The organism is Pseudotabrizicola sp. (assembly GCF_030684215.1).
Taxonomy (GTDB): Bacteria; Pseudomonadota; Alphaproteobacteria; order Rhodobacterales; family Rhodobacteraceae; genus Pseudotabrizicola.
Genome location: NZ_JAUXOV010000073.1, coordinates 222,256 through 243,042, shown reverse-complemented (window position 1 = coordinate 243,042; position 20,787 = coordinate 222,256). Strand labels below are relative to the sequence as shown.

Below are 20,787 nucleotides of genomic sequence, written 5' to 3'. Positions count from 1 at the left end.
TTCGTTTTCCGATTTGATCAAAGGCCGAAGTCCAAAGGAGAAGACCCATGCCCGTCCTGAACCGTATCGCGGCTTTTGCCGAAGAAATGAAGGGCTGGCGTCGGCATCTGCACGCAAATCCCGAGCTGGAGTTTGCCTGCCACAACACCGCCGCCTTCATCGTCGACCGCCTGCGCGAGATGGGGGTGGATGAAATTCATGAAGGGATCGCGAAAACCGGGGTGGTGGCGATTATCAACGGGCAGGGCGCAGGGCCGACGATTGGCCTGCGCGCCGATATGGACGCGCTGCCGATCGAGGAAATGACGGGCGTTGACTATGCCTCGACCGTACCCGGCCGGATGCATGCCTGCGGGCATGACGGGCATGTGACGATGGCGCTTGGCGCGGCGAAATATCTGGCCGAGACGCGCAATTTTGCCGGGCGGGCGGCGATCCTGTTCCAGCCTGCCGAGGAAGAAGGTGGCGGCGGCAATGTGATGGTGCAGGAAGGCGTGATGGACCAGTTCAACATCGCCCGCGTCTTTGGCATCCACAACGCGCCCAACATTCCTTTGGGCTATTTCCAGACCACACCGGGGCCGCTGATGGCGTCGGTCGATACGGCTTGGGTCACGGTGACCGGCAAAGGCGGGCATGGGGCCACACCGCATGAATGTATCGACCCGGTGGTGGCGGTGGTGGCCATGGTGCAGGCGGTGCAGACCATCATTCCGCGCAATGTTTACGCGATGGATGAGGCGGTGATTTCGGTCACGCAAATCCATGCGGGAACGGCGTCAAACATCATTCCCGAGGTCGCCACGTTCTGCGCGACGATCCGATCCTTCAAACCCGATGTGCGCGATCTGCTCAAGCGCCGGGTGCTGGAGATCGTGGCCGGTCAAGCGACCGCGTTCAATGTGACCGCCGAGGTTGACTATGACTGGGGCTATCCGGCCACGATCAACCACCCGGAAGAAGCCGATTTCGCGGCGTCGGTCGCGGTCGAAGTGTCGGGTGAGGCGGCGGTGAATGCCAGATCTGGCCGGGAAATGGGGTCGGAGGATTTCAGTTACATGCTAGAGGCCCGACCGGGGGCCTATCTGTTCATGGGCATCGGTCCGGGCGCGGGGTTGCACCACGCCGCCTATGACTTCAACGATGATGCCGCCCCGATTGGTGCCAGCTTCTTTGCCCGACTGGTCGAGCGCGCACAGCCCTTGGGGTAGCATCACAAGGGCAGGGGCCGGGGTTGACAGCAAGGCAACGCTCGGGCCATCTCGGCCCATCCGGATTTGGCGCGTCTCCGAGGGACAGAATGACGACCGTTTGGCAAACGGGGTTTTTTTGACATGGCTTTGGAAGATGCAAAACAGCAGGTGGATACGGCTTTTACCCGCAAGGGGTTAAAAGGGCTGGCCTTCGAAAACGCCTTTGCCGGGGCAACCAGCTTTCTGCGCCGGACCTATACCAAGGATCTGGCGGGGGTTGATCTGGCCATCACCGGGGTGCCGTTCGATCAGGCGGTGACACATCGGACCGGCGCGCGCTTTGGCCCGCGCGCGATCCGCGAGGCGAGCGCGTTGCAGCCGTTTGACCCTCCATATGGCTGGCCGACCAGCCCGCTGGAGGAGATGGCCATCGTCGATTACGGCGATCTGGCGTTTGACTATGCCCATACGCCCAGCTTTCCGGGGCTGTTGACCGACCATATCCGAGGGATATTGGCGGCGGGGCCGGGGACCGTCACCCTGGGGGGGGATCATTTCATCACCCTGCCGATCCTGCGCGCCTATGCCGAGAAATACGGGCCTATGGCGGTTATCCATTTTGATGCCCATTCCGACCTTTGGGCCGATGATGCTATGGACCGGATCGACCACGGCACGTTTTTCTACAAGGCGGTGAAATCGGGCGTGATTGATCCGGCGGCGAGCGTTCAGATCGGCATCCGCACTCATTGTGATGATTATCTGGGGGTCGAGTATATCGACGCCCGCACGGTGCATGAAAAGGGCACAGCCCATGCGGTGGCGCGGGCAAGGCAGATCGTCGGCGACCGGCCCTGTTATGTGACCTTTGATATTGACTGCCTTGACCCGTCCTGCGCACCCGGCACCGGCACACCGGTGTGGGGGGGCTTGCATTCTTGGCAGGCGGCGGCGTGTTTGCGGGATCTTGCCGGGATCAACATGGTCGGCGGCGATGTGGTCGAGGTGTCCCCCGCCTATGACACCAGCGGGGCCACCGCGATTGCGGGCGCGCATGTGGCGCATGAACTGATTTGTCTGTATCATTGGGCAAAGTTTCGCAGATGAGCCGTTTTTCAAATGAGACTTTTTTCAGATGAGACGTTTTTTCAGATGAGATGGGCAGGGGTGCGCAATATGGGGCTGATATTTGCCTTTGGGATCATTGCGCTGTTGGGGCTGATGGCCCTTGTGCGCTTGGCCCCTATAGAGCCAGCGCGGTGGCATGTGTCACCCGATGTGACAGGGGCGTGGGACAGCGTGTTGCGCGAACCCGGCGGCGCGCGGTTGCGGTTGTCGCAGAGCAAGGGTGCGCCGGGCGAACTGCTGGTGTGGCTGGATGCCTTGGCACAAGAGACACCCCGCACGGCCCGGCTTGCCGGATCGGTGGCCGAGGGGCGGATCACCTGGGTCACGCGGTCTGCCCTGTGGGGATTTCCCGATTTTACCACGGCAGAGGTGCGGCCGGACGGGCTTTATGTCCACGCCCGCCTGCGCTTTGGCCGTGAGGATATCGGCGTGAATGCCGCACGGCTGGAGGACTGGCTGGCGGCACTGTAAGGAGCAAGGCATGGCAAGACTTGTTTTCGGGATGAACCAGTCACTTGATGGCTATGTCGATCACATGGCCTTTGCTCCGGCGCCTGCGCTGTTTCGCCATTTCATCGCAGAGGCCGAGGCCCAGACGGGCAGCATATATGGCCGTCAGATGTATGAAATCATGCGCTATTGGGATGATGACCACCCGGAATGGGAAGCTGCGGAGCATGCCTTTGCGGCGGCGTGGCGGCGTCAGCCGAAATGGGTGGCCTCGCGCTTGTTGGGGGCCGTCGGCCCCAATGCCACACTGATCGGGGGCGATCTGGAGTCAGAGGTGCGCGCGGTGAAAGCCGAGCATGACGGCGAGATCGAGGTGGCGGGCCCCTGTCTGGCACAAAGCCTGACCGCACTTGGGTTGATAGACGAATACCGCATCTATCTTCATCCGGTGGTGCTGGGGCAGGGCACCCCCTTTTTCGCCAGCCCTCGCCCTGCATTGCGGCTGGTCAGTTGCGACCAGATGGCAGGCGATGTGCTGCGGCTGAGCTATGTGCCGCACTAGCGCGGACGCCCAAGCCCTATGTGGTGTCGGGTTTCAGGTTTGGCTCTTCTTCGGCCAGCGGGACCGGATCATCCCCCGCAAGGAAATTGCCCAGTTTTTCCAAACCCGGCACATGGTCGCAGATGACCGAGATCACCACCAGAAGCGGCACCGCGATGATCATGCCGATCACCGACCACAGCCAGGCCCAAAGCGCGACTGTCAAGAACACCACCACCGCATTCATCTGCAAGCGGCGCGCGACGAAATAGGGGGTGATCACTTGCCCCTCTAACGTGGTGATCGTCAGGTAGGTCATGGCGATCATCACGGGCCAGAACACATCGGAAAATGTCACCAGCGCCACCAGAAGCGCAATACCAACCCCGGTAATCGCCCCCAGATAGGGAATGAAGTTCAGTGAAAATGCCAACAGCCCGAACAACAGCGGCGACGGCATGCCAAGCGCCCACATGGCAAGCCCGATGGTCAGGCCAAGGCAGGCGTTGATCAACGTGATGGCTCCCAGATAGCTGCCAAGGCTTTCCTCAATCTCGCGCAGGGCGGAATAGGCGTTGCGCTTTTCGCGCAAGGTATCAAAGCTTTGCACGATTTTGAGGTAAATCAGGTCACCCGAGGCGATGAGGAAAAACAGCAAGAACAGCGTCAACGCCACCTGCCCAAGAACGCCGGGCGTGGTGTAAAGCCCGTTCAGAATAGCCGACGCCACGTCAAAGCCGGGGCTGGTTTCAGCCTCGGGGTCGGCTTCGGCCTCCATCTGGCTCATGGCGCTGTCGATGGTCTCGAACGTGCCGCGCAGACGTTGCAGCTTTTCGGTCAGGGCCGACTGAATTTCCGGCATATCCGCGATCAATTGTCCTGCCGGACCAGAGACCGACCAGAACAGAGCGATGATGCCGAAGAACAGGCCAAAGACAATCGCGGCGCCGGTAATGCCGGGGGACACGCCCAGCCGTGACAGGCGACGGCGGACGGGCACAAACACAAAGAACAACAGCACTGAAAAGGTGATCGGCATCAGGAAATCGCGGGCAAAGGCTATTGCTGCGATCATGGCCAGAATGAACAGGCCCACCAGGGGCCATGACGGTTTGGGCCGGTCGGTCGCACTTTCGGGATTGGTGGGAAATTTGTGGACCGCTTGATAATTCACAGGCGCCATTTTGACCCACAGTCCCCTAAAAAGCGTGCCCAAAGCATCGCATGACCAGACACAACGCCGATGGTAGCCATGGGTTCCTTTCTTTCAAGAAATTTTCAGGGATATGCAGCTGTAACAGGGCGAACCCTTGACCAGCCCCCGCAATCGCGCGACACCGCGCGGATGGTTCCTTTTGATAAACTTGCGCAGATCACCCAGCGGTTCGAGTTTCTCGAAGCGCGCCTGAATGCCGGGGCAGCCCCCGGTGACATCGCGGCGCTCAGTCGCGAGTATTCCGAGCTGAAACCCGTGGTCGATCAGGTCGCCGCCTATCGCCGCGCGCTGGATGATATGGCCGACGCCGAGGGCTGGCTGGCCGACCCCGAGATGAAGGCGCTTGCCGAAGAAGAACTGCCCCGCCTGCGCGCGCGTATCCCCGAGATTGAGCAGGCCTTGCGGGTGGCGCTGTTGCCGCGCGACGCCGCCGATGCGCGGCCTGCGATCCTTGAAATCCGGCCCGGCACCGGGGGGGATGAGGCATCCTTGTTCGCGGGCGATCTTTTGCGGATGTATCAGCGCTATGCCGAGGCCAAGGGCTGGCGGTTTGAGATACTGGAGCAGCAGCTGTCTGACCTTGGCGGCATCAAATCGGTGACGGCGCATGTGCAGGGCGAAGGAGTTTTCGCCCGGCTGAAGTATGAGGCCGGCACCCACCGCGTGCAGCGCGTGCCCGAAACCGAGGCGCAGGGCCGCATCCACACCAGCGCCGCCACGGTCGCAGTGCTGCCCGAGGCCGAGGAAGTCGATCTGGACATCCCCGCAAGCGACATCCGCATCGATACGATGCGGGCGTCGGGCGCCGGCGGCCAGCATGTGAACACGACCGACAGCGCGGTGCGGATCACCCATTTGCCGACAGGTATCATCGTGACCAGTGCGGAAAAGTCGCAACACCGCAACCGCGAGATTGCGATGCAGGTCTTGCGTGCGCGTCTCTTCGAGATGGAGCGCGAGCGGATTGACGCCGCACGATCCGCCGACCGCAAGGCGCAGGTGGGGTCAGGCGACCGGTCCGAACGCATCCGCACCTATAATTTCCCGCAGGGCCGGATGACCGATCACCGGATCAACCTGACGCTTTATTCGCTGGCACAGGTGATGGCGGGCGATCTGGATTCGATCATTGACGCCCTGCAAGCCGAAGATCAGGCGCAAAAGCTGTCCGAGGCCGGGTTGTGAGCACTTATGCAATGGCCTTGGCCCAGGCGGTGCGCGATCTGCGCGCCGCTGGCGTGCCGGATTCGTCAAAAGATGCGCGCGTGCTTTTGGCTCATGCGGCGGGCATTGCGCCCGACCGGCTGACCCTGCATCTGCCCGATGATACGGCGGCGGACGTCCTCGCGCGCTTTGCGTCCTTGGTCCAGCGGCGCAGCCTGCGTGAGCCGGTATCGCATCTGACCGGGGGGCGGCTGTTCTGGGGTCGGCGCTTCATCGTCACCCCCGATGTGCTGGACCCGCGCCCCGAGACCGAAGCGCTGGTGGCCGAGGCGCTGACAGCCCCCTTTGCAAGCGTTCTAGACCTTGGCACCGGGTCAGGCGCGATCATGCTGTCGCTGCTGGCCGATCGGCCTGCGGCCAACGGCATGGCGGTTGATCTGTCGCCCGCCGCGCTGGAGGTGGCAAAAGCCAATGCCCAAGCGATGGGTCTTTCAGGCCGGTGCAGCTTTGCTACAGGTTCCTGGTTTGATCCGGTGCAGGGCAGGTTCGATCTGATCGTGTCAAACCCGCCCTATATTGCGGCGTCCGAAATGACGGATCTGTCCCCCGAAGTGCGCCTGTACGAGCCACATCTGGCGCTTACCCCCGGCGGTGACGGGCTGGACGCGTATCGCGCTATTGCGGCGGGCGCGGTGGCACATCTGGCATCGGGGGGAAGGCTTGTGCTGGAAATCGGGCCGACCCAAGGGGTAGCGGTTTCGCGGCTGTTAGAAGGCGCCGGTTTGCACAGAATCCGGGTCTTGCCGGATATGGACGGCCGTGACCGGGTGGTTGCGGGGCAGGTTGCCTAAGCGCGACTTTGGCTCACAAAGCGGCGGAAAAGCGTCACTGGGGCAGTAATCCACATAAATTGATGCAGAATCGGCTTGTCAGACGCCGCGCCACATGATTATTCAAACTTAGGCGTTGTTACAGCGCGGTGGGCATCTCAGCCCCCGTTCAGACAATGCTTAAACCCGAACTTGCCTCATTTGCCCTGAACAGGGGGTGCGCCATCCCGGTGCTTTACATGCGGGCAAGTCGGACAGTCGGATCAAAGGACAAGATGCGCTCTTCCAAGTCCCGTTCGCGTTCCAAGCAGAACCGCCCGCGCACGCTCGGCAATATCATCAACCGGGTGTTCGAAAGCTCGGGCCCCGAGGGCAAGGTGCGTGGCACCCCGCAGCAGATCATCGAAAAGTATCAGCTTCTGGCGCGTGACGCGCAGCTGTCGAATGACCGTGTGGCGGCCGAGAATTTTCTGCAGCACGCCGAACATTATACCCGTATGCTCAGTGAGGCACAGCGAGAAATGGCGGCCGAGCAAGAGGCGCGCCAGCAGCAGTTTGGCCAGAATGGAGGCCAGCAGAATGGCCAACATAGCAGTCAGCAGGGTGGCCAGCAGGGCAATAACAATAACAACAATACCCGTGACGGGCGCGATGCGCGTCCTTGGCGCGATGACCGCCATACCGATTCCGGGCAGGGCGATCAGCCCGAACTCGGCATGATCGACGATCCGCGCGGTCAGGATAGCGGTCTGGTAGAGACACCCGAAGCGCGCCCGGTGGGTGATGCGCCGCGCCGCGAAGACCGTCCGCGCCGCAATGACCGCCCCGAAGGCGAGCGCAATCGCAACCGCGACGAAAACCGCAACACCCGTGGTCCGCGCCCGCCGCGCCCCGAGCGCAACGTTGAGGACCGTCCGGCAGAGGTCGCACCTCAGCACGCAGAAGCCCCCGCGCCGCAGCCAACACCTGCGCCGCAACCAGCACCTGCGCCGGTTGCCGATGTGGCAGCCCCGGCGGCAGAGCCGAAGCCCCGCCGCGCCCGCGCGCCGAAAAAACCCAAAGATGCCGGTGAGGCCAGTGCAGCACCGGACGATGGTAGCCCACGCGAAGCTGCTGAATAAAGGTGAAACACCCCGCAACGCCGCCCTTCAGAGGCGGCGTTGTGCTTTGCGGCTCAACGCGCCGCCACCGCTCTGGCCAGCGCGCAAAACTGCTCCAGCCCGATTTCTTCGGCCCTCTGGGTCGGCACAATTCCCACACCTTCAAGCAACGCCTCGACATCGCCGCCAAGCCCCTTGAGGCTTGACCGCAGCATCTTGCGGCGCTGGTTGAAAGCCATCGCCGTCACGCGCGACAGAACCGCTGCATCGGCAGGAAAGCGCGGCGCCTCCAACCGGGTCAGATGCACAACTGCCGAATGCACCTTCGGCGCAGGCGTGAACGCCTCGGGGGGCAGATGCATGACGATCTTCGGCTCCGCCCGCCATTGCGTCAGCAAGGCCAGCCGCCCGTAGTGGTCGCTGCGCGGGCGGGCCACAATGCGCTCGGCCACTTCCTTTTGGAACATCAGCGTCAGCGAGGTCCAGAACGGCGGCCAGACAGCAGGCGACAGCCAACGGATCAACAGCTCCGTCCCCACATTATAGGGCAGGTTTGACACCACCCGGATCGGCGCGTTCAGCCGCGACGCCACATCCAGCTCCAACGCATCGCCCTGCACAATCTCCAGCCGCCCCGGATAGGTCGCGGCAATCTCCTCCAGCGCCGGCACACAGCGCGGGTCTTTCTCTACGACCAGCACCCGGCGTGCGCCCTCTGCCAACAGCCCGCGCGTCAGCCCCCCCGGTCCCGGTCCCACCTCCAGCACATCGCAGCCCGCCAGATCGCCCGCCATCCGCGCGATCTTGGCGGTCAGGTTCAGATCGAGCAGAAAGTTCTGCCCCAGCTGTTTTTTCGCCACCAGATCATGCGCCCGGATCACCTCGCGCAGGGGTGGCAATCCATCAATCGTCGCCATATCCCCGCACCCTTTTCATTTTCTGTTCTCAAATATCACAGGTAGCTTAGTGGTTTCGCCATTGGTTCAAGAAACCAATGGGCTGGCGGCAGTGCCCCAGTCCGCCCTCACCGCGAGCTCTGGACTGACCTTGCGGCTGCCATGTCCCACGCCATCCGCGCCGCCGCAACCAAAGAGTCCGGCAGCGCGATGCCTTTGCCCGCAATGTCAAACGCCGTGCCATGATCGGGCGAGGTGCGCACAAAGGGCAGGCCCAGCGTCACATTCACCCCGCCGTCAAAATCCAGCGTCTTGATAGGGATCAGCGCCTGATCATGATAGGCGCAGACTGCCGCGTCATAGCGGGCGCGGGCGCGGGTGTGAAACATCGTGTCGGCGGGCAGCGGCCCGGTCACCGCCATGCCCTCTTGCGCCAGACGCGCCACCACCGGCGCGATCACGGCGGCGTCTTCATGTCCCATCGCGCCGCCTTCGCCCGCGTGCGGGTTCAGCCCGGCCACGGCAATGCGCGGCTTGGCAATCCCGAAGTCGCGGATCAACCCAGCATGGGTCAGACGGATCACCTGCTCCAGCAGGGCGGGCGTCAGCGCGCCCGGCACACCAGCCAGCGGAATGTGGATTGTGGCTGGCACCACGCGCAACAGGGGCGAGGCCAGCATCATCACCACCGGCACATCGCCCGCCAGATGCGCCAGATATTCGGTATGGCCGGGAAACGCGAATCCTGCGCCGTCCTTCAGCGCCTTTTTATGCAAAGGTGCTGTCACAATTGCGGACGCAGCCCCGGACTGCACCAGCGCCACCGCGCGGGAAATCACCTCGATCACGCCAATCGCGTTGGCGGGGTCAGGCTGACCAGGAGTATTGGGCGCGGCGAAGCGGTGGGTCAGCACTGGCAGCACATCGGACGGCACATCAGCCGCATCCGAGGGCGTGCGCACCTCGGTCCATGTGGTGCCGGGGGGTAGATGGCGTGGGTCACCCAGCCAGACAAAGGGCACGTCCGCCCCCAGAATGGCGCGCGCCTGCACGGAAAGCTCGGGGCCGATCCCGGCCGGCTCCCCACAGGTCATGACCAAAGGAAGCGGGATCACGGTGTGACGATGATGGCTTCCGAGCGCAGCTCTTCCAGATACGCCTCGGCCAGCAACGTCAGTCTGCGCGAGACAAGCTGTTCACGGATCGCCGCTCGGTCAATCGCTGTCTCAAGCTTCGGGCCACGCGCGCAGAGCATCAGGAACACGCGTGCGCCGCCACGGGTGATCGCGGTGGAGTATTCACCGGGGTCCAACTGGGCTAGCTGCAGTGCCACATCGGCAGGCAGTTCCGGCACGGTGCGGGTTTCGACCTTCAACTGGCTTTCGGGCAGGCCGCGTGCTTCCTCATACAGGTCTTTGCAGGTGTCTACACGGTTGTGCAAGGCCGCAGCGCGGGCCTGAACATCGGGGGTATTGGCCAACAGAAACTCGGCATATTCCACCTGCACCAGCGGGGCAGAGGCAGTTTTGTCTTCGACCACGTCGCGCAGCTGGAACACGGCGACCGCGCTTGGCAGCGTAACAGGTTCCGACACCTGACCGGGGCCAAGCGCAAGCACCAGTTCGACGATCTGGGGGGGCAGTTCCGAGGTTGGCGTCCAGTCCAGCCGACCGCCGCGCCCGGCAGAAGGAGATGCGGAATAGCGCCGGGCCGCTGCGGCAAAGCCGTCTTCAGTGCTGATGTCACGGCGCAACTGGCGTGCCAGCTCGTGCTGTGCCTCAGGGTCGCCTTGGACAGGAAGGATGATTTCCGACAGCAAAAGCTGCATCGCGGTGTTGACCGTGGCGCTGACGATGGCGCGGTCAATCTCTGTCTCGGTGATCGAGAAGGTGCCGACATAGCGCCCGCGCACCAGTTCGCGCCACAAAAGCCCGTTGCCGACAAAATCGCGGAAGGTTTCCATCGACACCCCGGCCTGAGCCAATGCCTCGACAAATTGGTCGGCGGTCAGCTGGGCGCGGGCGGCGAATTCTTCCATCCCGGCGTTCAGCTGTTCACGCGTCAGGCGCAGGCCGAAACGCTTGGCTTCGGCGGTGGCAAGACGGTCTTGCGTCAGGCCCTTCAGCGCTTCGGCCTCGGGGTCGCCCGGCACGCGCAACAGTTTCAGAAACAGCTTGCGCTGCTCCATCTCATAGCGGGTGATAACCCCGTCATTGATCCGTAGAACCACCTGAAACGGCGATCCTTCCTGCGCCGCTGCGATCTGGGGCAGGGCCACAAGCGGGGCAGCAAGGGTTGCGGTCAGGGCCATGGCCCGAAGGATATGAGACACTGCTGTTGTCATGCGTTCTGCCGTCACTGCTCTTGCGCCTTTCACGTCTTGCGCCCGATTGGTCTGCCCATACCCGTTCACAGTCAGCGCCTGCAGCTGCGAGAGGGTCCGGCGCCTGTTCCGGCGCCAAAGCCGACCAGATCGACCGAAAGGCCGAAATCCGTTGTCGGCTTCACACTAGTCGAGGATGTGAACCGACGCGAGAGAGAAAGATCGAGCGAAACGCATTCATTGCGGAACTGAAGGCCAAGCCCGGCCCGGTTGGCGCGTTTTGCTTCGATATCATACCGCGCCCCGGCGCGGGCGGTCCAGACCTCGTTGACCTTATAGCTGCCGTCAACAGCCAGTTCGGCAATGTCATCGGGGCGCTCCTCAAACGGATCTGCGGTCAAAAAGACATAAGACCCGGACACGCCGTATCGTTCGCCAGCAAGCGCGAGCCGGGTTTCGGATTTGGTCAGCTTGAAATCATCGTCAATCAACAGGCGCTGCGTGATCCCCATACCCATCGGCAGGCTCAACTGGGCTGCCGCCAGCCAGTCCGACCGACGGCCATCAAGGCCCGATGCGACAGTGAACTGGCCCAGATCTTCGGTGCGAAACACCCGGCCAACGGCTGTGGACAGGGTCCAGCCCGCCGGATCAACGCGGGTATAGGACAGGCCGACATTGATCCGCCCGCCGCGTTCTGTCGCATCTGATCCAGGATAGCGGTTGATCGAAAACAGGTTGCCCTCGTCAAACTCGACTAGAATGGAATCTTCATTCGGCAGGTTCTCTGTGCCCTTTGGGGCCCACACGAATTGCACCACCGGTTCAATCAGATGGCCTACACCTTGCGCCCCGGACTTGGCCCATGGCCAGCGCAATTCCATCGCTGCTCCGCCGTGCAGGCGTGAGGGGCCGCCGCCAAAGCTGTCATCTTGCCCGATTTTATAGGCGTCCGCCGTGACCTCACCCAGCACGCTGGCCATGATGCCCATCGGCAATTCCCAGTTGCGCCGCCAATCCAGCCGCAAGGACGCACGGCTGACATCGCGACCAAGGGCTGGCAGGGGGCCCGCCGCACCATCGGGATCGGTCGGGTCGGTCGAGCTTCGGTAGTGGCCATGGGTCTGGAACTGCAATCCGGCCTCGCCGCCCAACGGCCCGCCGGAAAAGCGGCGGTGATAGGTGAAATCGGTGATGATCGTGGGCAGGGTCGAGTTGATCTCGCCCGCGCGGATCGAGCGTATACCGATCAGACGGCCCGAAAGATGCTCATTGCGCCGGGTACGGCTGACCTCGATCCGGCTGGTCAGACGGTCAGCGGCGGGCAGGCCGTAATCCAGCAGATAGGCCGGATCGCTGACGATGATACCGTCAAAGGTCAGCCCGAAACCGCGCGGCAGATCGAATGCGCCCTTGGCTGTCAGAAAGTGCCGGGTGTCGCCGGGCACCAGCCTGTCACGCGACAGCGCACCGTTCACCTCAATCTCGCCGGTGGCAAAGGCTTGCCGGTAGCGCAGTTCAACCGTGCGGCCTGATTTGGTGGACAGATAAGGCGTGATCGTCAGGTCACGATGCGGCCCAAGCGTCAGAAAATATGGCAGCTTGACCCCGGTGCCGAGGCCAGAGGTGGTGCGCAACTGCGGCATCATAAAGCCCGAGGTCCGCGCCAGCGTCGGGTCGGGCATGCGCAGCCGTGGGAAATACAGGATCGGCAGGCCCGAGACGCGGAACTGTGCGTGATCGAAATAGATCTGCCGTTCCTCTTGGTCATGGATCACCCGTCGTGCCCGGATTTCCCACAAGGGCGCTGCATCAGCACAGATCTTGCACGACGAGGCAACGGCATTGTCCAGTTGCGTATAGCGCCCGCCCACGCGCTGAATCTGATTGGCGGCAAGCTGCAGTTCGCGGTTCAGGACAAGGCGCGCGCTGATCAGCACGCCTTCGGTCAGGTCTGCGGCAAGATCGGCCTGATCGGCCACCAGAATGACCGTATCGCCATCGACCAGCACAATCGGGCCAGAGATGGTCAGCCGGTCGGCGGCGCGGTCATAGACAATTCGCGACGCGCGCAAGGTGCGGCCTTGATAAAACACCTCGACCCCGCCCTCGGCAATCAACTGGCCAGAAGCATCAATCCGCACGCTGTTGGCAACAAGCGCCGCCATATCCTGCGCAAGGGTAGATTTGACGGGGGCGAACGTCAGCAGACCGATGGTCGCAAGCGCTGTCAGCAGATGGCGGAAAGAGCGCGGACGCATCAGCCATCCTCCAGATGCAAAAGCAGACCAAGCGCCAGTAAAGCGGCGGCTACAGGAGCGGCCCAGGCGGCAAAGATTATTGGTATTTGACCGTTATTACCAAGAACTTGCGCAAAGTTTCTAAGAAAAAATATGAAGAATCCGCCAAGGATCGCAAGCAAGACATAAACCCCGGTTTTCCCAAAGCGGGCATGGCGCATGGTGAACCCCGCGGCAATCAGCACCATGGCGGCCAGCAGCAAGGGTTGCGCCAGTTCCATCTGATACCAGACCCGGTGCGCGCGCGCCGAAAAGCCTGCCCGTTCAAGCCCGGCGATATAGGCGGGCAGGCCCCAGAACGGCACCGCCGACGGCTCGCCAAAGCTGTCACGGATACCAGCAGCGGTCAGGTTCGAGGCAAGGGTGGCATCGGCGGGCAGGATCACGGCCTCTCGTTCAGGGTTTGCGCCTGACATGTCCCAACGCTTGGCCCCCGTCAACGCCCAAGCGCCGGGGATCAGCCGCGCGCTGTCGGCCTCGACCCGTTCGGCGGCCAGACTATCGGCCCCGAACAGAATGAAGGTCACGCCAAAAAGCTCGGTCCCGTCGGAATTGGCGCGGGCCGCCCGGATGACGGTCTGCCCGTCCTCGGTCCCTTGGCGTAGCCACAACCCGGAATCGGCCAGAGACAGCGTGCTTGACGCGCCATCGGCAGCGGCAGCCCAAAGGCGGTCGTATTCCTTTTGAGTGGCCGCTACGAGCGGGTTGAAAACCGCAATCGTAAGCCCGCCGATCATCAGCGCCATCAGGACCGGAGCCACCAGAAAGCGCAGGGCAGATCGCCCCGCCGCCCGGATCACCACCAGTTCAGAGGACCGCGCCAGCGACAAGAACAGCGTGATCGCGGCGAGAATGGTGATCAGCGGCAAAATGCGGTACAGGCTGGCAGGCGTGTTCATCGCGGCCAGATGCAAGGCCCCCGCCGTGCCGATGCCGCGCCCGGAAAAGCGGCGCAGCTGTTCCACCATGTCGATCAGCATCATGATCGCCCAGAACGTGCCAAGCACCTGTGCATAGGCCCAGAGAAACCGCCGCGCGATATAAGTTGACAAGATCATGCCAAAGCCCCCGCCGCCGCGCGTTGTTCGCGGCTGAGCCAGCGCGGGCGCTGCGACAACCACAGCAGCGCCAGACCAATGGCGATCCCCACAATCGGAGCCGCATATACCGCAGGCCAGGCGTTCTCTGACCGGATGGCAAGTCCAGTGCCTTGGGTGTTGATCATCTGCACCACGATCAGCAGCACCACCGCCACCCCGATCTGACGCCAAAGACCAAAACGACTGAACGCGCCCAAAAGCAGCGCGCCAAAGCCGATCAGCGCCGCCGCCACCGCCAGAAACGGCTGCGCGATGCGGCTGTGACCTTCTTGCAGCAGGTTGGCGCGGGTCGAGCGCACCTCGGCCACCAAAGCGTCGTCAGCGCGCAACAACTCCAGCGTTGAGACCTCATCCACGGTGCGCGCACCCTGCACACCTCCGCCCAGCAAGGCCCCCAAATCATAGGTGACATCGGCAAAACGCGTGACTGACAAGCGGCGGCTGGCGTGGTCCAGATCCTGTGTCATGCCATCAAACATCAACAGTTTTGGCCCCTGATCGCCCCGCGCCAGCAGCGCTCGGCGGGCTGTATAGGTGACAGTCGTGCCTGCGTTGCGGTCGTCTGACAAGAACACATCACGCAACTCACCGTTCTGGCTGATCTCGCGGATATACAAGGTCATGCCAGTGGCCGGGTGCATGAACTGGCCATCGCGCAGGAAGCGGGCGGTCACATTGTCGGCAATCTCGGCGCTGCGCTCGGTCAGGGCGGCGCGGCTGGCGGGAACCAGAACATGTGTCAGCGCCGACATCATCAGCATGACGATCAGCCCGAAGACAATCACCGGACGCGCCAGACGAAAGGACGAAAACCCGGTCGCCTGCATCACCACCAGCTCACTGTCGCTCATCAGCCGGTTGGCGATGTAGACGGCGGCAGCAAAAGATGAAATCGGCAGCACAAGCCGGATCACATTGGGCAGGGTCAAAAGCGAGAATTCCACGAAAACCAGCGCCGATTGCCCGTCACCGATCAACTGGTCAAACAGCCCGACGGCGCGGTTCACCCAGTAGACAGACACCAGCAATAGGGAAAAGAACCCGAACAGCGCAAGAAGTTGCGACAGCAGGTATCTGTCGAATCTTGGCACGGCTGCAATCGCTCCCTCACTCGCGTTGCCGTCAAACTAGGCCAAATGCGCGCGGTTGGAAACTGGTATCTGGTCATTGCGGCAGGCGCGGGCTAGCCTTTGCCGAAGGGCACGCATATCCGCCCGAGCCAAGCCCTGAGGACCATAATGACCCAACCCGTGCCGATCCAGTTCCGCGACAGCGATGCCGATGCCCTTGCCAGCCAGCCCGGCCGGATTGCGCTTTTGGCCGAGCAGGGGGCCAGCCTTGCGCCACTTGCGCGCAAGCTGGACAAACTGACCCGTGGTGCGGTGATGCGGGCAGTCGGGTCTGAGGCCTTTGCCGCGCTTAAACCCGGCGAGTCGCTGGATCTGGGCTTTCCCACCGGGCTGGCGGCCGATGGGGTGCAGATCATCCGGCTTGCGCGCAAGGTGACGCAGGATCAGGCGCGCAAAGCGGGCGCTGCGGTGGGGCGCAACCTGTCAGGCGTGGCCACGCTTGTGCTGGCCGACACGCACCCGCAGGCCGCCGATATCGCCTTTGGTCTGGCCATGCGGGCCTATGATTTCAGCCCGCACAAAACCACCCCGGCAAAGCCGGTGGGGCCGGTGACGGTGATGGTGGCCGAGCCGGAAAAGGTGGCCGCTGCGGCCAATGCCGGTGCCGCGGTGACCGAGGGTGTGTTTTTCACCCGCGATCTGGTGAACGAGCCTGCCAACGTGCTGACCACCGACGATTTCGCGGCCCGCCTTGCCGCCATGCACGAGTTGGGGCTGGAGGTTGAGATCCTGGAAGAAGACGCACTGGAACGCCTCGGCATGGGCGCTTTGCTGGGTGTCGGCATGGGGTCAGAGACGCCGTCCAAGGTTGTGGTGATGCAATGGAACGGCGGCCCAAAGGGGGAGGCCCCCTTTGCGCTGGTCGGCAAAGGCGTGGTTTTCGACACGGGGGGCATTTCGATCAAGCCTGCGGGCGGGATGGAAGACATGACAATGGATATGGGCGGTGCTGCAGTGGTGGCGGGCGTGATGCGCACGCTGGCCTTGCGCAAGGCGCGGGCCAATGTGGTGGGGCTGGTCGGGCTGGTGGAAAACATGCCCGACGGGCGCGCGCAACGCCCCGGCGACGTGGTAAAATCCATGAAGGGCGACACGATCGAGGTGATCAACACCGACGCCGAGGGGCGCTTGGTGCTTGCTGATGTGCTGTGGTATGCGCAAGAACGCTTCCGGCCGACCGCCATGATTGACCTTGCCACGTTGACGGGCGCTGTCATCATTGCTTTGGGGCATGAAAATACCGGCGTGTTTTCCAATGATGACGCGTTGTGTGATGCGTTCCTCAAGGCCGCAAAGGCCGAGGGCGAGGGCGCATGGCGCTTGCCGATGGCCGAGGCGTATGATGCCAAGCTCAAATCCCGCATTGCTGACATGATGAACGTGGGCGGGCGCGATGGTGGCGCGATCACAGCGGCGCAATTCCTTGCGCGCTTTGTGAAACCAGATGTGCCGTGGTGCCATCTGGACATCGCAGGCACTGCGCTGTTGAAAGCCGACAGCACGCTTGCACCCAAAGGCGCAACCGGCTGGGGCGTGATGGCGCTGGACCGGTTGATCCGCGACCGGTTTGAGGGGAAGTAAGCCCTATGGGCACCGTGATGTTCTACCACTTGACCCGGTCATCGGCCGAGCAGACCGCGCGGGTGCTGATCTCGCGCGCGATGGCGCAGGGCTGGCGGTTGATGATCCGGGGCACGCAAGAGGCAGAGCTGAACCGGCTGGACGCGCGGCTCTGGGCCACGCCCGAGGTCAGTTTTTTGCCGCATGGCCGCGAAGGCGGGCCGCATGACCGCCGCCAACCGCTGCTGATCGGAACAGGCCCCGCGACCAACGGCGCACAGGGGATCATCCTGATCGACGGAGCTGAGGTGGAACAGTCCGAGGCCGAAAGGATGGAGCGGGTCTGGATTCTTTTCGACGCCGACAACCCAGACCGCCTGACCCATGCCCGCGGTCAGTGGAAGCGCCTGACCGATGCTGGCCTGCCCGCGCAATACTGGTCGGAAGAATCGGGCAAATGGGAAAAGAAGGCTGAAAAAGGCTGAAACTCCCACGGCGCACCGTTGGTTTGGGTCGGGACGCCTCCGGCGGGAGTATTTGGAAAGCAGCAATGCAAAGTGCTGCATCCGGGCTTTGCTGCTTTGAAAATACTCCCGCGCGGAGCGCATCTGTCGGCGCGGCCAGCGCCACGCTCAGCGTCGCAAGATCATTTCGCCACTGGTGATCTCGATACTGTAGCGGCCAAGATAGGACATCCCCAAAAGCGAGGTGTCGAGATCGCCTTCGTTGACTACCGCACCGAGCCGGTCGTCTCTGTGGGGGCCGAGTGCCACATCGGTCAGGGTTACCCGCGCGGTGCGCACGATGCCATTGGCGGTGCGGGCCTCTCCGATGAAGGCGAGCGTTGAGGGATCGATGCCCAGACGCCTTGCGTCGGCAAGGCTGAGAACAACCTGACTGGCGCCGGTGTCTACCATGAAGGGCATCGGTGTGCCGCCTATGGTCAGGGTCAGGTAATAATGGCCATCGGCCGCGCGGGGCAGGCGGATCTCGCCGCCCTCAACCACCGCCTGGCGTGGCAACAGGCCGGGGCGCAGGTCGTGCCACAGACCATAGCCGGCCATCAGGCCGACCACGATCAACCCCCATGCGGCGGCGGTGCGCAGGGCTTGGCCCATGCGGCCACGAAATTCCACGATGATATATCCACCGACCGCCGCGAGCAGCAGGCCAAGGTAGGCCAGTCTTGCGATCATGTCGCCGTCCATACGCATTCCTTTCGCTATGGGGTAAAGCTAGGGATGGGGCGGGCAAAGTGCAATCGTGGCAAAGTCAAATCAGGCCGGTTTGCCGGATGCCGTCGATCACGAATTGAACAGACAGCGCGGCCAACAGCATCCCCAGAAGTCGGGTGATCACGATGGTGCCGGTGCGGCCCAGCATCCGTTCCAGCGGGGGCGAAGCGAGCAGGAAAAAGAAGGTCACAAGGATCATCCCCCACGTCAGGCCCAGCACGGCGACTGTGGCGGTCCAGTCACCGCCGCCCTGACCGATCAGCAGGATGATCGAGGCAATTGCCCCCGGCCCGGCAATCAGCGGGATTGCCAGTGGAAACACCGATGGGTCGTGATCCTCATCCGCGGTTTGGCCCTCGCGCCGCTGGGTGCGGCGTTCAAACAACATGTCGAGCGCGGTCAGGAACAAGAGGATCCCCCCCGCAATGCGGAAAGCCGACATGGAAATGCCGATGAATCCAAGGATCGCCTCACCTGCCAGACCGAACATGGTCAGCAGGGCCGCCGCAATCAAGCAGGCCCGCTGTGCCATGGCGCGGCGCTGCTCTGCTGTCATCCCACGGGTCAGTGCGATGAACAGCGGCACCAGCCCCGGCGGGTCTATCACCACAAACAGCGTGGCAAAGGCGGTGATGAGAAAGGCAGTTTCCATATGCGCAGCCTATGCAGCAGTGGCAAGCTTGGGAACGGGGGATGTGATTTCTTGCCAGAAAATCTTGAGGGTGAGAGGTTTGGCGCGGCTCAGGCCGCGCTTTCCAGCTTTTCCTGTGCCGCCAGCCACATCGCCTCGGCGCGATCGAGACCGTTCATCACCTCGGCGTATTTCTTGTTCCAGGTTTCCAACTCGCCAAGGCGCGCGGCCTCATAAAGCTCGGGGTCGGCAAGCTTTTTGGCCAGCTTGTCGCGCATTTCGTTCAGCTTAGTCAGGCGGTCTTCGCATTTGCGGACTTCGGCGCGCAGGGCCAGAACCTCATCGCGGCTGGCTTTTTTGACCTTTTCCACTGGTTTGGCGGCGGGTTTTTCCACCTCATCCCCGGCCAGCAGCATGCGGCGGTAAGCCTCAAGGTCTTCGGTATAGGGCGTTACAGCGCCGCCTTTGACCAGCCAGAGGCGGTCGGCGACAAGACCCAGAAGGTGCATGTCGTGGCTGACAAGGATCACGGCGCCGGAATATTCGGTCAGCGCCTCGACCAGTGCCTCACGTGATTCGATGTCGAGGTGGTTGGTCGGTTCGTCCAAAATCAGCAAGTGGGGTGCGTCGAGTGTGGCCAGCAACAGCGAGAGCCGCGCCTTTTGCCCGCCCGACAGACGCCCAACCACGGTTTCGGCCTGATCCGCCATCAGACCAAAGCCCGCAAGACGTGCGCGCAGCCGGGGCTGGCCTTCAGCCGGGCGCAGGCGTTGCAGGTGTTGCAGGGGAGTCTCGTCGATATAAAGCTCGTCCACCTGATGCTGGGCGAAATAGCCGATGCGCAGTTTTGACGAACGGGTGATCTTGCCCGCCATCGTCTCCAGCTTGCCGGCCAGCAGTTTCGACAGGGTCGATTTACCCTCGCCATTGCGGCCAAGAAGCGCGATGCGGTCGTCCTGATCAATGCGCAAGGACAGGTTTTTCAGGACCGCGGGGCCGCCATAGCCGACAGCAGCCCCCTCCATGTTGATGATGGGCGGCGACAGTTCTTCGGGCGCGGGGAAGGTGAAGACCACCTTTTTGGCATCTTCCGGCGCTGTGATGGTTTCCATCTTTTCCAGCATCTTCACGCGGCTTTGCGCCTGCACGGCCTTGGAGGCCTTGGCCTTGAAGCGGTCCACAAAAGATTGCAGGTGGGCGCGGCGGGCTTCTTGCTTTTTCGCCTCGGCTTGCAGCACGGCGCGGCGTTCGGCCACCTGACGCGCGAACTGGTCATAGGGGCCGGACCAGTAGGTCAGCTTTTTCTGGTCCAGATGCAGGATGCCGGTAACAGCGCGGTTCAGAAGGCCCCGATCGTGGCTGATGATCAGCACGGTATGGGGGTATTTCTGCAAATACGCCTCCAGCCACAGTGCGCCTTCAAGGTCGAGATAGTTGGTCGGTTCGTCCAAGAGCAGGTAATCGGGCTGCGCGAACAACACGCCCGCAAGCGCCACACGCATCCGCCAGCCGCCCGAGAAATCGGAGCAGGGGCGCTTTTGCGCCTCGGCGTCAAAGCCAAGGCCCTTGAGGATAGAGGCGGCGCGGCCTTCGGCAGACCATGCGTCAATGTCGGACAGGCGCGCCTGAATTTCGGCAATGCGGTGCGGGTCGTGGGCGGTGTCCGCCTCGGCCAGCAGGGCGCTGCGTTCTTCATCCGCTTGCAGAACCGTGTCCAGCAGCGAGGTCGAGGAAGACGGCACCTCTTGTGCGACGCCGCCGATGCGGGCGCGGTTGGGCAGGGTGATGGTTCCACCCTCCAACGCCAGCTCGGCCCGGATCAGGCGGAACAGCGTGGTTTTGCCCGCGCCGTTCCGGCCCACAAGGCCGACCTTGTGGCCGGTGGGAATGGTGGCCGACGCCCCTTCGAACAGGGGGCGGCCTTCAACGTTATAGGTGATATCTTCAATGCGTAACATGGGGGCTGCCTTGCCTTAGCCCCACGGGAAGG

19 protein-coding genes are annotated in these 20,787 nt (G+C 62.8%); 9 read left to right on the top strand and 10 right to left on the bottom strand.

Annotation, left to right across the window (positions count from 1 at the left end; translation table 11 throughout):
* Positions 1-47: 47 nt before the first annotated feature.
* From Q8K08_RS17980 to Q8K08_RS17965, 4 genes are all read left to right on the top strand, one after another.
* Positions 48-1,211: a M20 aminoacylase family protein gene (locus tag Q8K08_RS17980; protein WP_305251037.1), complete on the top strand. Its 1,164-nt coding sequence runs from the start codon at positions 48-50 to the stop codon at positions 1,209-1,211.
* A 123-nt stretch (positions 1,212-1,334) separates the two neighbouring features.
* Complete coding sequence (gene speB / locus Q8K08_RS17975; RefSeq protein WP_305251035.1) at positions 1,335-2,300, top strand: agmatinase; 966 nt, start codon at positions 1,335-1,337, stop codon at positions 2,298-2,300.
* A 69-nt stretch (positions 2,301-2,369) separates the two neighbouring features.
* Complete coding sequence (locus tag Q8K08_RS17970) at positions 2,370-2,792, top strand: DUF1499 domain-containing protein (protein WP_304797322.1); 423 nt, start codon at positions 2,370-2,372, stop codon at positions 2,790-2,792.
* Positions 2,793-2,802: 10 nt separating this feature from the next.
* A complete protein-coding gene (locus tag Q8K08_RS17965; protein ID WP_304797320.1) occupies positions 2,803-3,333 on the top strand; it encodes a dihydrofolate reductase family protein in 531 nt (176 codons plus the stop codon).
* A 16-nt stretch (positions 3,334-3,349) separates the two neighbouring features.
* Here the strand turns inward: Q8K08_RS17965 and Q8K08_RS17960 are convergent, their stop codons facing one another.
* Positions 3,350-4,408, bottom strand: coding sequence for an AI-2E family transporter (locus tag Q8K08_RS17960; protein ID WP_305251032.1), 1,059 nt, complete (start codon positions 4,406-4,408; stop codon positions 3,350-3,352).
* 249 nt (positions 4,409-4,657) lie between these two features.
* Here Q8K08_RS17960 and prfA point away from each other — a divergent pair, with 249 nt between their 5' ends.
* The 3 genes from prfA to Q8K08_RS17945 all read left to right on the top strand — a co-directional run bounded on the left by prfA (position 4,658) and on the right by Q8K08_RS17945 (position 7,643).
* On the top strand, positions 4,658-5,713 hold the full coding sequence (gene prfA, locus Q8K08_RS17955) for a peptide chain release factor 1 (protein ID WP_304797316.1): 1,056 nt from the start codon (positions 4,658-4,660) through the stop codon (positions 5,711-5,713).
* Between the two features lie 11 nt (positions 5,714-5,724).
* A complete protein-coding gene (gene prmC, locus Q8K08_RS17950) occupies positions 5,725-6,543 on the top strand; it encodes a peptide chain release factor N(5)-glutamine methyltransferase (protein WP_305251098.1) in 819 nt (272 codons plus the stop codon).
* Between the two features lie 254 nt (positions 6,544-6,797).
* Positions 6,798-7,643: a DUF4167 domain-containing protein gene (locus tag Q8K08_RS17945; RefSeq protein ID WP_304797314.1), complete on the top strand. Its 846-nt coding sequence runs from the start codon at positions 6,798-6,800 to the stop codon at positions 7,641-7,643.
* 53 nt (positions 7,644-7,696) lie between these two features.
* Here the strand turns inward: Q8K08_RS17945 and rsmA are convergent, their stop codons facing one another.
* The 6 genes from rsmA to lptF all read right to left on the bottom strand — a co-directional run bounded on the left by rsmA (position 7,697) and on the right by lptF (position 15,332).
* Positions 7,697-8,539, bottom strand: a complete 843-nt coding sequence (rsmA, locus tag Q8K08_RS17940) for a 16S rRNA (adenine(1518)-N(6)/adenine(1519)-N(6))-dimethyltransferase RsmA (protein WP_305251030.1) — start codon at positions 8,537-8,539, stop codon at positions 7,697-7,699.
* Positions 8,540-8,646: 107 nt separating this feature from the next.
* Positions 8,647-9,612: a 4-hydroxythreonine-4-phosphate dehydrogenase PdxA gene (pdxA, locus tag Q8K08_RS17935; protein ID WP_370870563.1), complete on the bottom strand. Its 966-nt coding sequence runs from the start codon at positions 9,610-9,612 to the stop codon at positions 8,647-8,649.
* 17 nt (positions 9,613-9,629) lie between these two features.
* Positions 9,630-10,829 (bottom strand): peptidylprolyl isomerase, encoded by a 1,200-nt coding sequence (locus tag Q8K08_RS17930; protein ID WP_305251028.1) that lies wholly within the window; start codon positions 10,827-10,829, stop codon positions 9,630-9,632.
* Between the two features lie 104 nt (positions 10,830-10,933).
* On the bottom strand, positions 10,934-13,102 hold the full coding sequence (locus Q8K08_RS17925; RefSeq protein WP_304804790.1) for an LPS-assembly protein LptD: 2,169 nt from the start codon (positions 13,100-13,102) through the stop codon (positions 10,934-10,936).
* On the bottom strand, positions 13,102-14,199 hold the full coding sequence (lptG, locus tag Q8K08_RS17920) for an LPS export ABC transporter permease LptG (RefSeq protein WP_305251025.1): 1,098 nt from the start codon (positions 14,197-14,199) through the stop codon (positions 13,102-13,104). The genes Q8K08_RS17925 and lptG overlap by 1 nt, the downstream gene beginning before the upstream one ends.
* Positions 14,196-15,332: an LPS export ABC transporter permease LptF gene (gene lptF, locus Q8K08_RS17915; RefSeq protein WP_305251023.1), complete on the bottom strand. Its 1,137-nt coding sequence runs from the start codon at positions 15,330-15,332 to the stop codon at positions 14,196-14,198. Before lptF ends, lptG begins: the two co-directional genes overlap by 4 nt.
* A 147-nt stretch (positions 15,333-15,479) precedes the next feature.
* On the opposite strand from lptF, the gene Q8K08_RS17910 reads away from it, so the two are divergent.
* Complete coding sequence (locus tag Q8K08_RS17910; RefSeq protein WP_304804393.1) at positions 15,480-16,952, top strand: leucyl aminopeptidase; 1,473 nt, start codon at positions 15,480-15,482, stop codon at positions 16,950-16,952.
* 5 nt (positions 16,953-16,957) lie between these two features.
* Complete coding sequence (locus Q8K08_RS17905) at positions 16,958-17,416, top strand: DNA polymerase III subunit chi (protein ID WP_304804391.1); 459 nt, start codon at positions 16,958-16,960, stop codon at positions 17,414-17,416.
* 147 nt (positions 17,417-17,563) lie between these two features.
* Here Q8K08_RS17905 and Q8K08_RS17900 read toward each other — a convergent pair whose 3' ends face one another.
* The 3 genes from Q8K08_RS17900 to Q8K08_RS17890 all read right to left on the bottom strand — a co-directional run bounded on the left by Q8K08_RS17900 (position 17,564) and on the right by Q8K08_RS17890 (position 20,755).
* Positions 17,564-18,139, bottom strand: coding sequence for a TIGR02281 family clan AA aspartic protease (locus Q8K08_RS17900; RefSeq protein WP_305251020.1), 576 nt, complete (start codon positions 18,137-18,139; stop codon positions 17,564-17,566).
* 64 nt (positions 18,140-18,203) lie between these two features.
* Positions 18,204-18,818, bottom strand: a complete 615-nt coding sequence (locus Q8K08_RS17895) for a MarC family protein (RefSeq protein WP_304804386.1) — start codon at positions 18,816-18,818, stop codon at positions 18,204-18,206.
* Positions 18,819-18,907: 89 nt separating this feature from the next.
* On the bottom strand, positions 18,908-20,755 hold the full coding sequence (locus tag Q8K08_RS17890) for an ABC-F family ATP-binding cassette domain-containing protein (RefSeq protein ID WP_305251018.1): 1,848 nt from the start codon (positions 20,753-20,755) through the stop codon (positions 18,908-18,910).
* Positions 20,756-20,787: the final 32 nt, after the last annotated feature.

Coding starts and splice junctions, on each gene's coding strand:
- Q8K08_RS17930 (WP_305251028.1), bottom strand. CDS start 10,829: ATGGCCCTGACCGCAACCCTTGCTGCCCCGCTTGTGGCCCTGCCCCAG.
- lptG (WP_305251025.1), bottom strand. CDS start 14,199: ATGATCTTGTCAACTTATATCGCGCGGCGGTTTCTCTGGGCCTATGCA.
- Q8K08_RS17895 (WP_304804386.1), bottom strand. CDS start 18,818: ATGGAAACTGCCTTTCTCATCACCGCCTTTGCCACGCTGTTTGTGGTG.
- Q8K08_RS17970 (WP_304797322.1), top strand. CDS start 2,370: ATGGGGCTGATATTTGCCTTTGGGATCATTGCGCTGTTGGGGCTGATG.
- Q8K08_RS17945 (WP_304797314.1), top strand. CDS start 6,798: ATGCGCTCTTCCAAGTCCCGTTCGCGTTCCAAGCAGAACCGCCCGCGC.
- prfA (WP_304797316.1), top strand. CDS start 4,658: ATGGTTCCTTTTGATAAACTTGCGCAGATCACCCAGCGGTTCGAGTTT.
- Q8K08_RS17965 (WP_304797320.1), top strand. CDS start 2,803: ATGGCAAGACTTGTTTTCGGGATGAACCAGTCACTTGATGGCTATGTC.
- Q8K08_RS17925 (WP_304804790.1), bottom strand. CDS start 13,102: ATGCGTCCGCGCTCTTTCCGCCATCTGCTGACAGCGCTTGCGACCATC.
- Q8K08_RS17900 (WP_305251020.1), bottom strand. CDS start 18,139: ATGGACGGCGACATGATCGCAAGACTGGCCTACCTTGGCCTGCTGCTC.
- prmC (WP_305251098.1), top strand. CDS start 5,725: ATGGCCTTGGCCCAGGCGGTGCGCGATCTGCGCGCCGCTGGCGTGCCG.
- Q8K08_RS17910 (WP_304804393.1), top strand. CDS start 15,480: ATGACCCAACCCGTGCCGATCCAGTTCCGCGACAGCGATGCCGATGCC.
- Q8K08_RS17980 (WP_305251037.1), top strand. CDS start 48: ATGCCCGTCCTGAACCGTATCGCGGCTTTTGCCGAAGAAATGAAGGGC.
- rsmA (WP_305251030.1), bottom strand. CDS start 8,539: ATGGCGACGATTGATGGATTGCCACCCCTGCGCGAGGTGATCCGGGCG.
- Q8K08_RS17890 (WP_305251018.1), bottom strand. CDS start 20,755: ATGTTACGCATTGAAGATATCACCTATAACGTTGAAGGCCGCCCCCTG.
- Q8K08_RS17905 (WP_304804391.1), top strand. CDS start 16,958: ATGGGCACCGTGATGTTCTACCACTTGACCCGGTCATCGGCCGAGCAG.
- pdxA (WP_370870563.1), bottom strand. CDS start 9,612: ATGACCTGTGGGGAGCCGGCCGGGATCGGCCCCGAGCTTTCCGTGCAG.
- speB (WP_305251035.1), top strand. CDS start 1,335: ATGGCTTTGGAAGATGCAAAACAGCAGGTGGATACGGCTTTTACCCGC.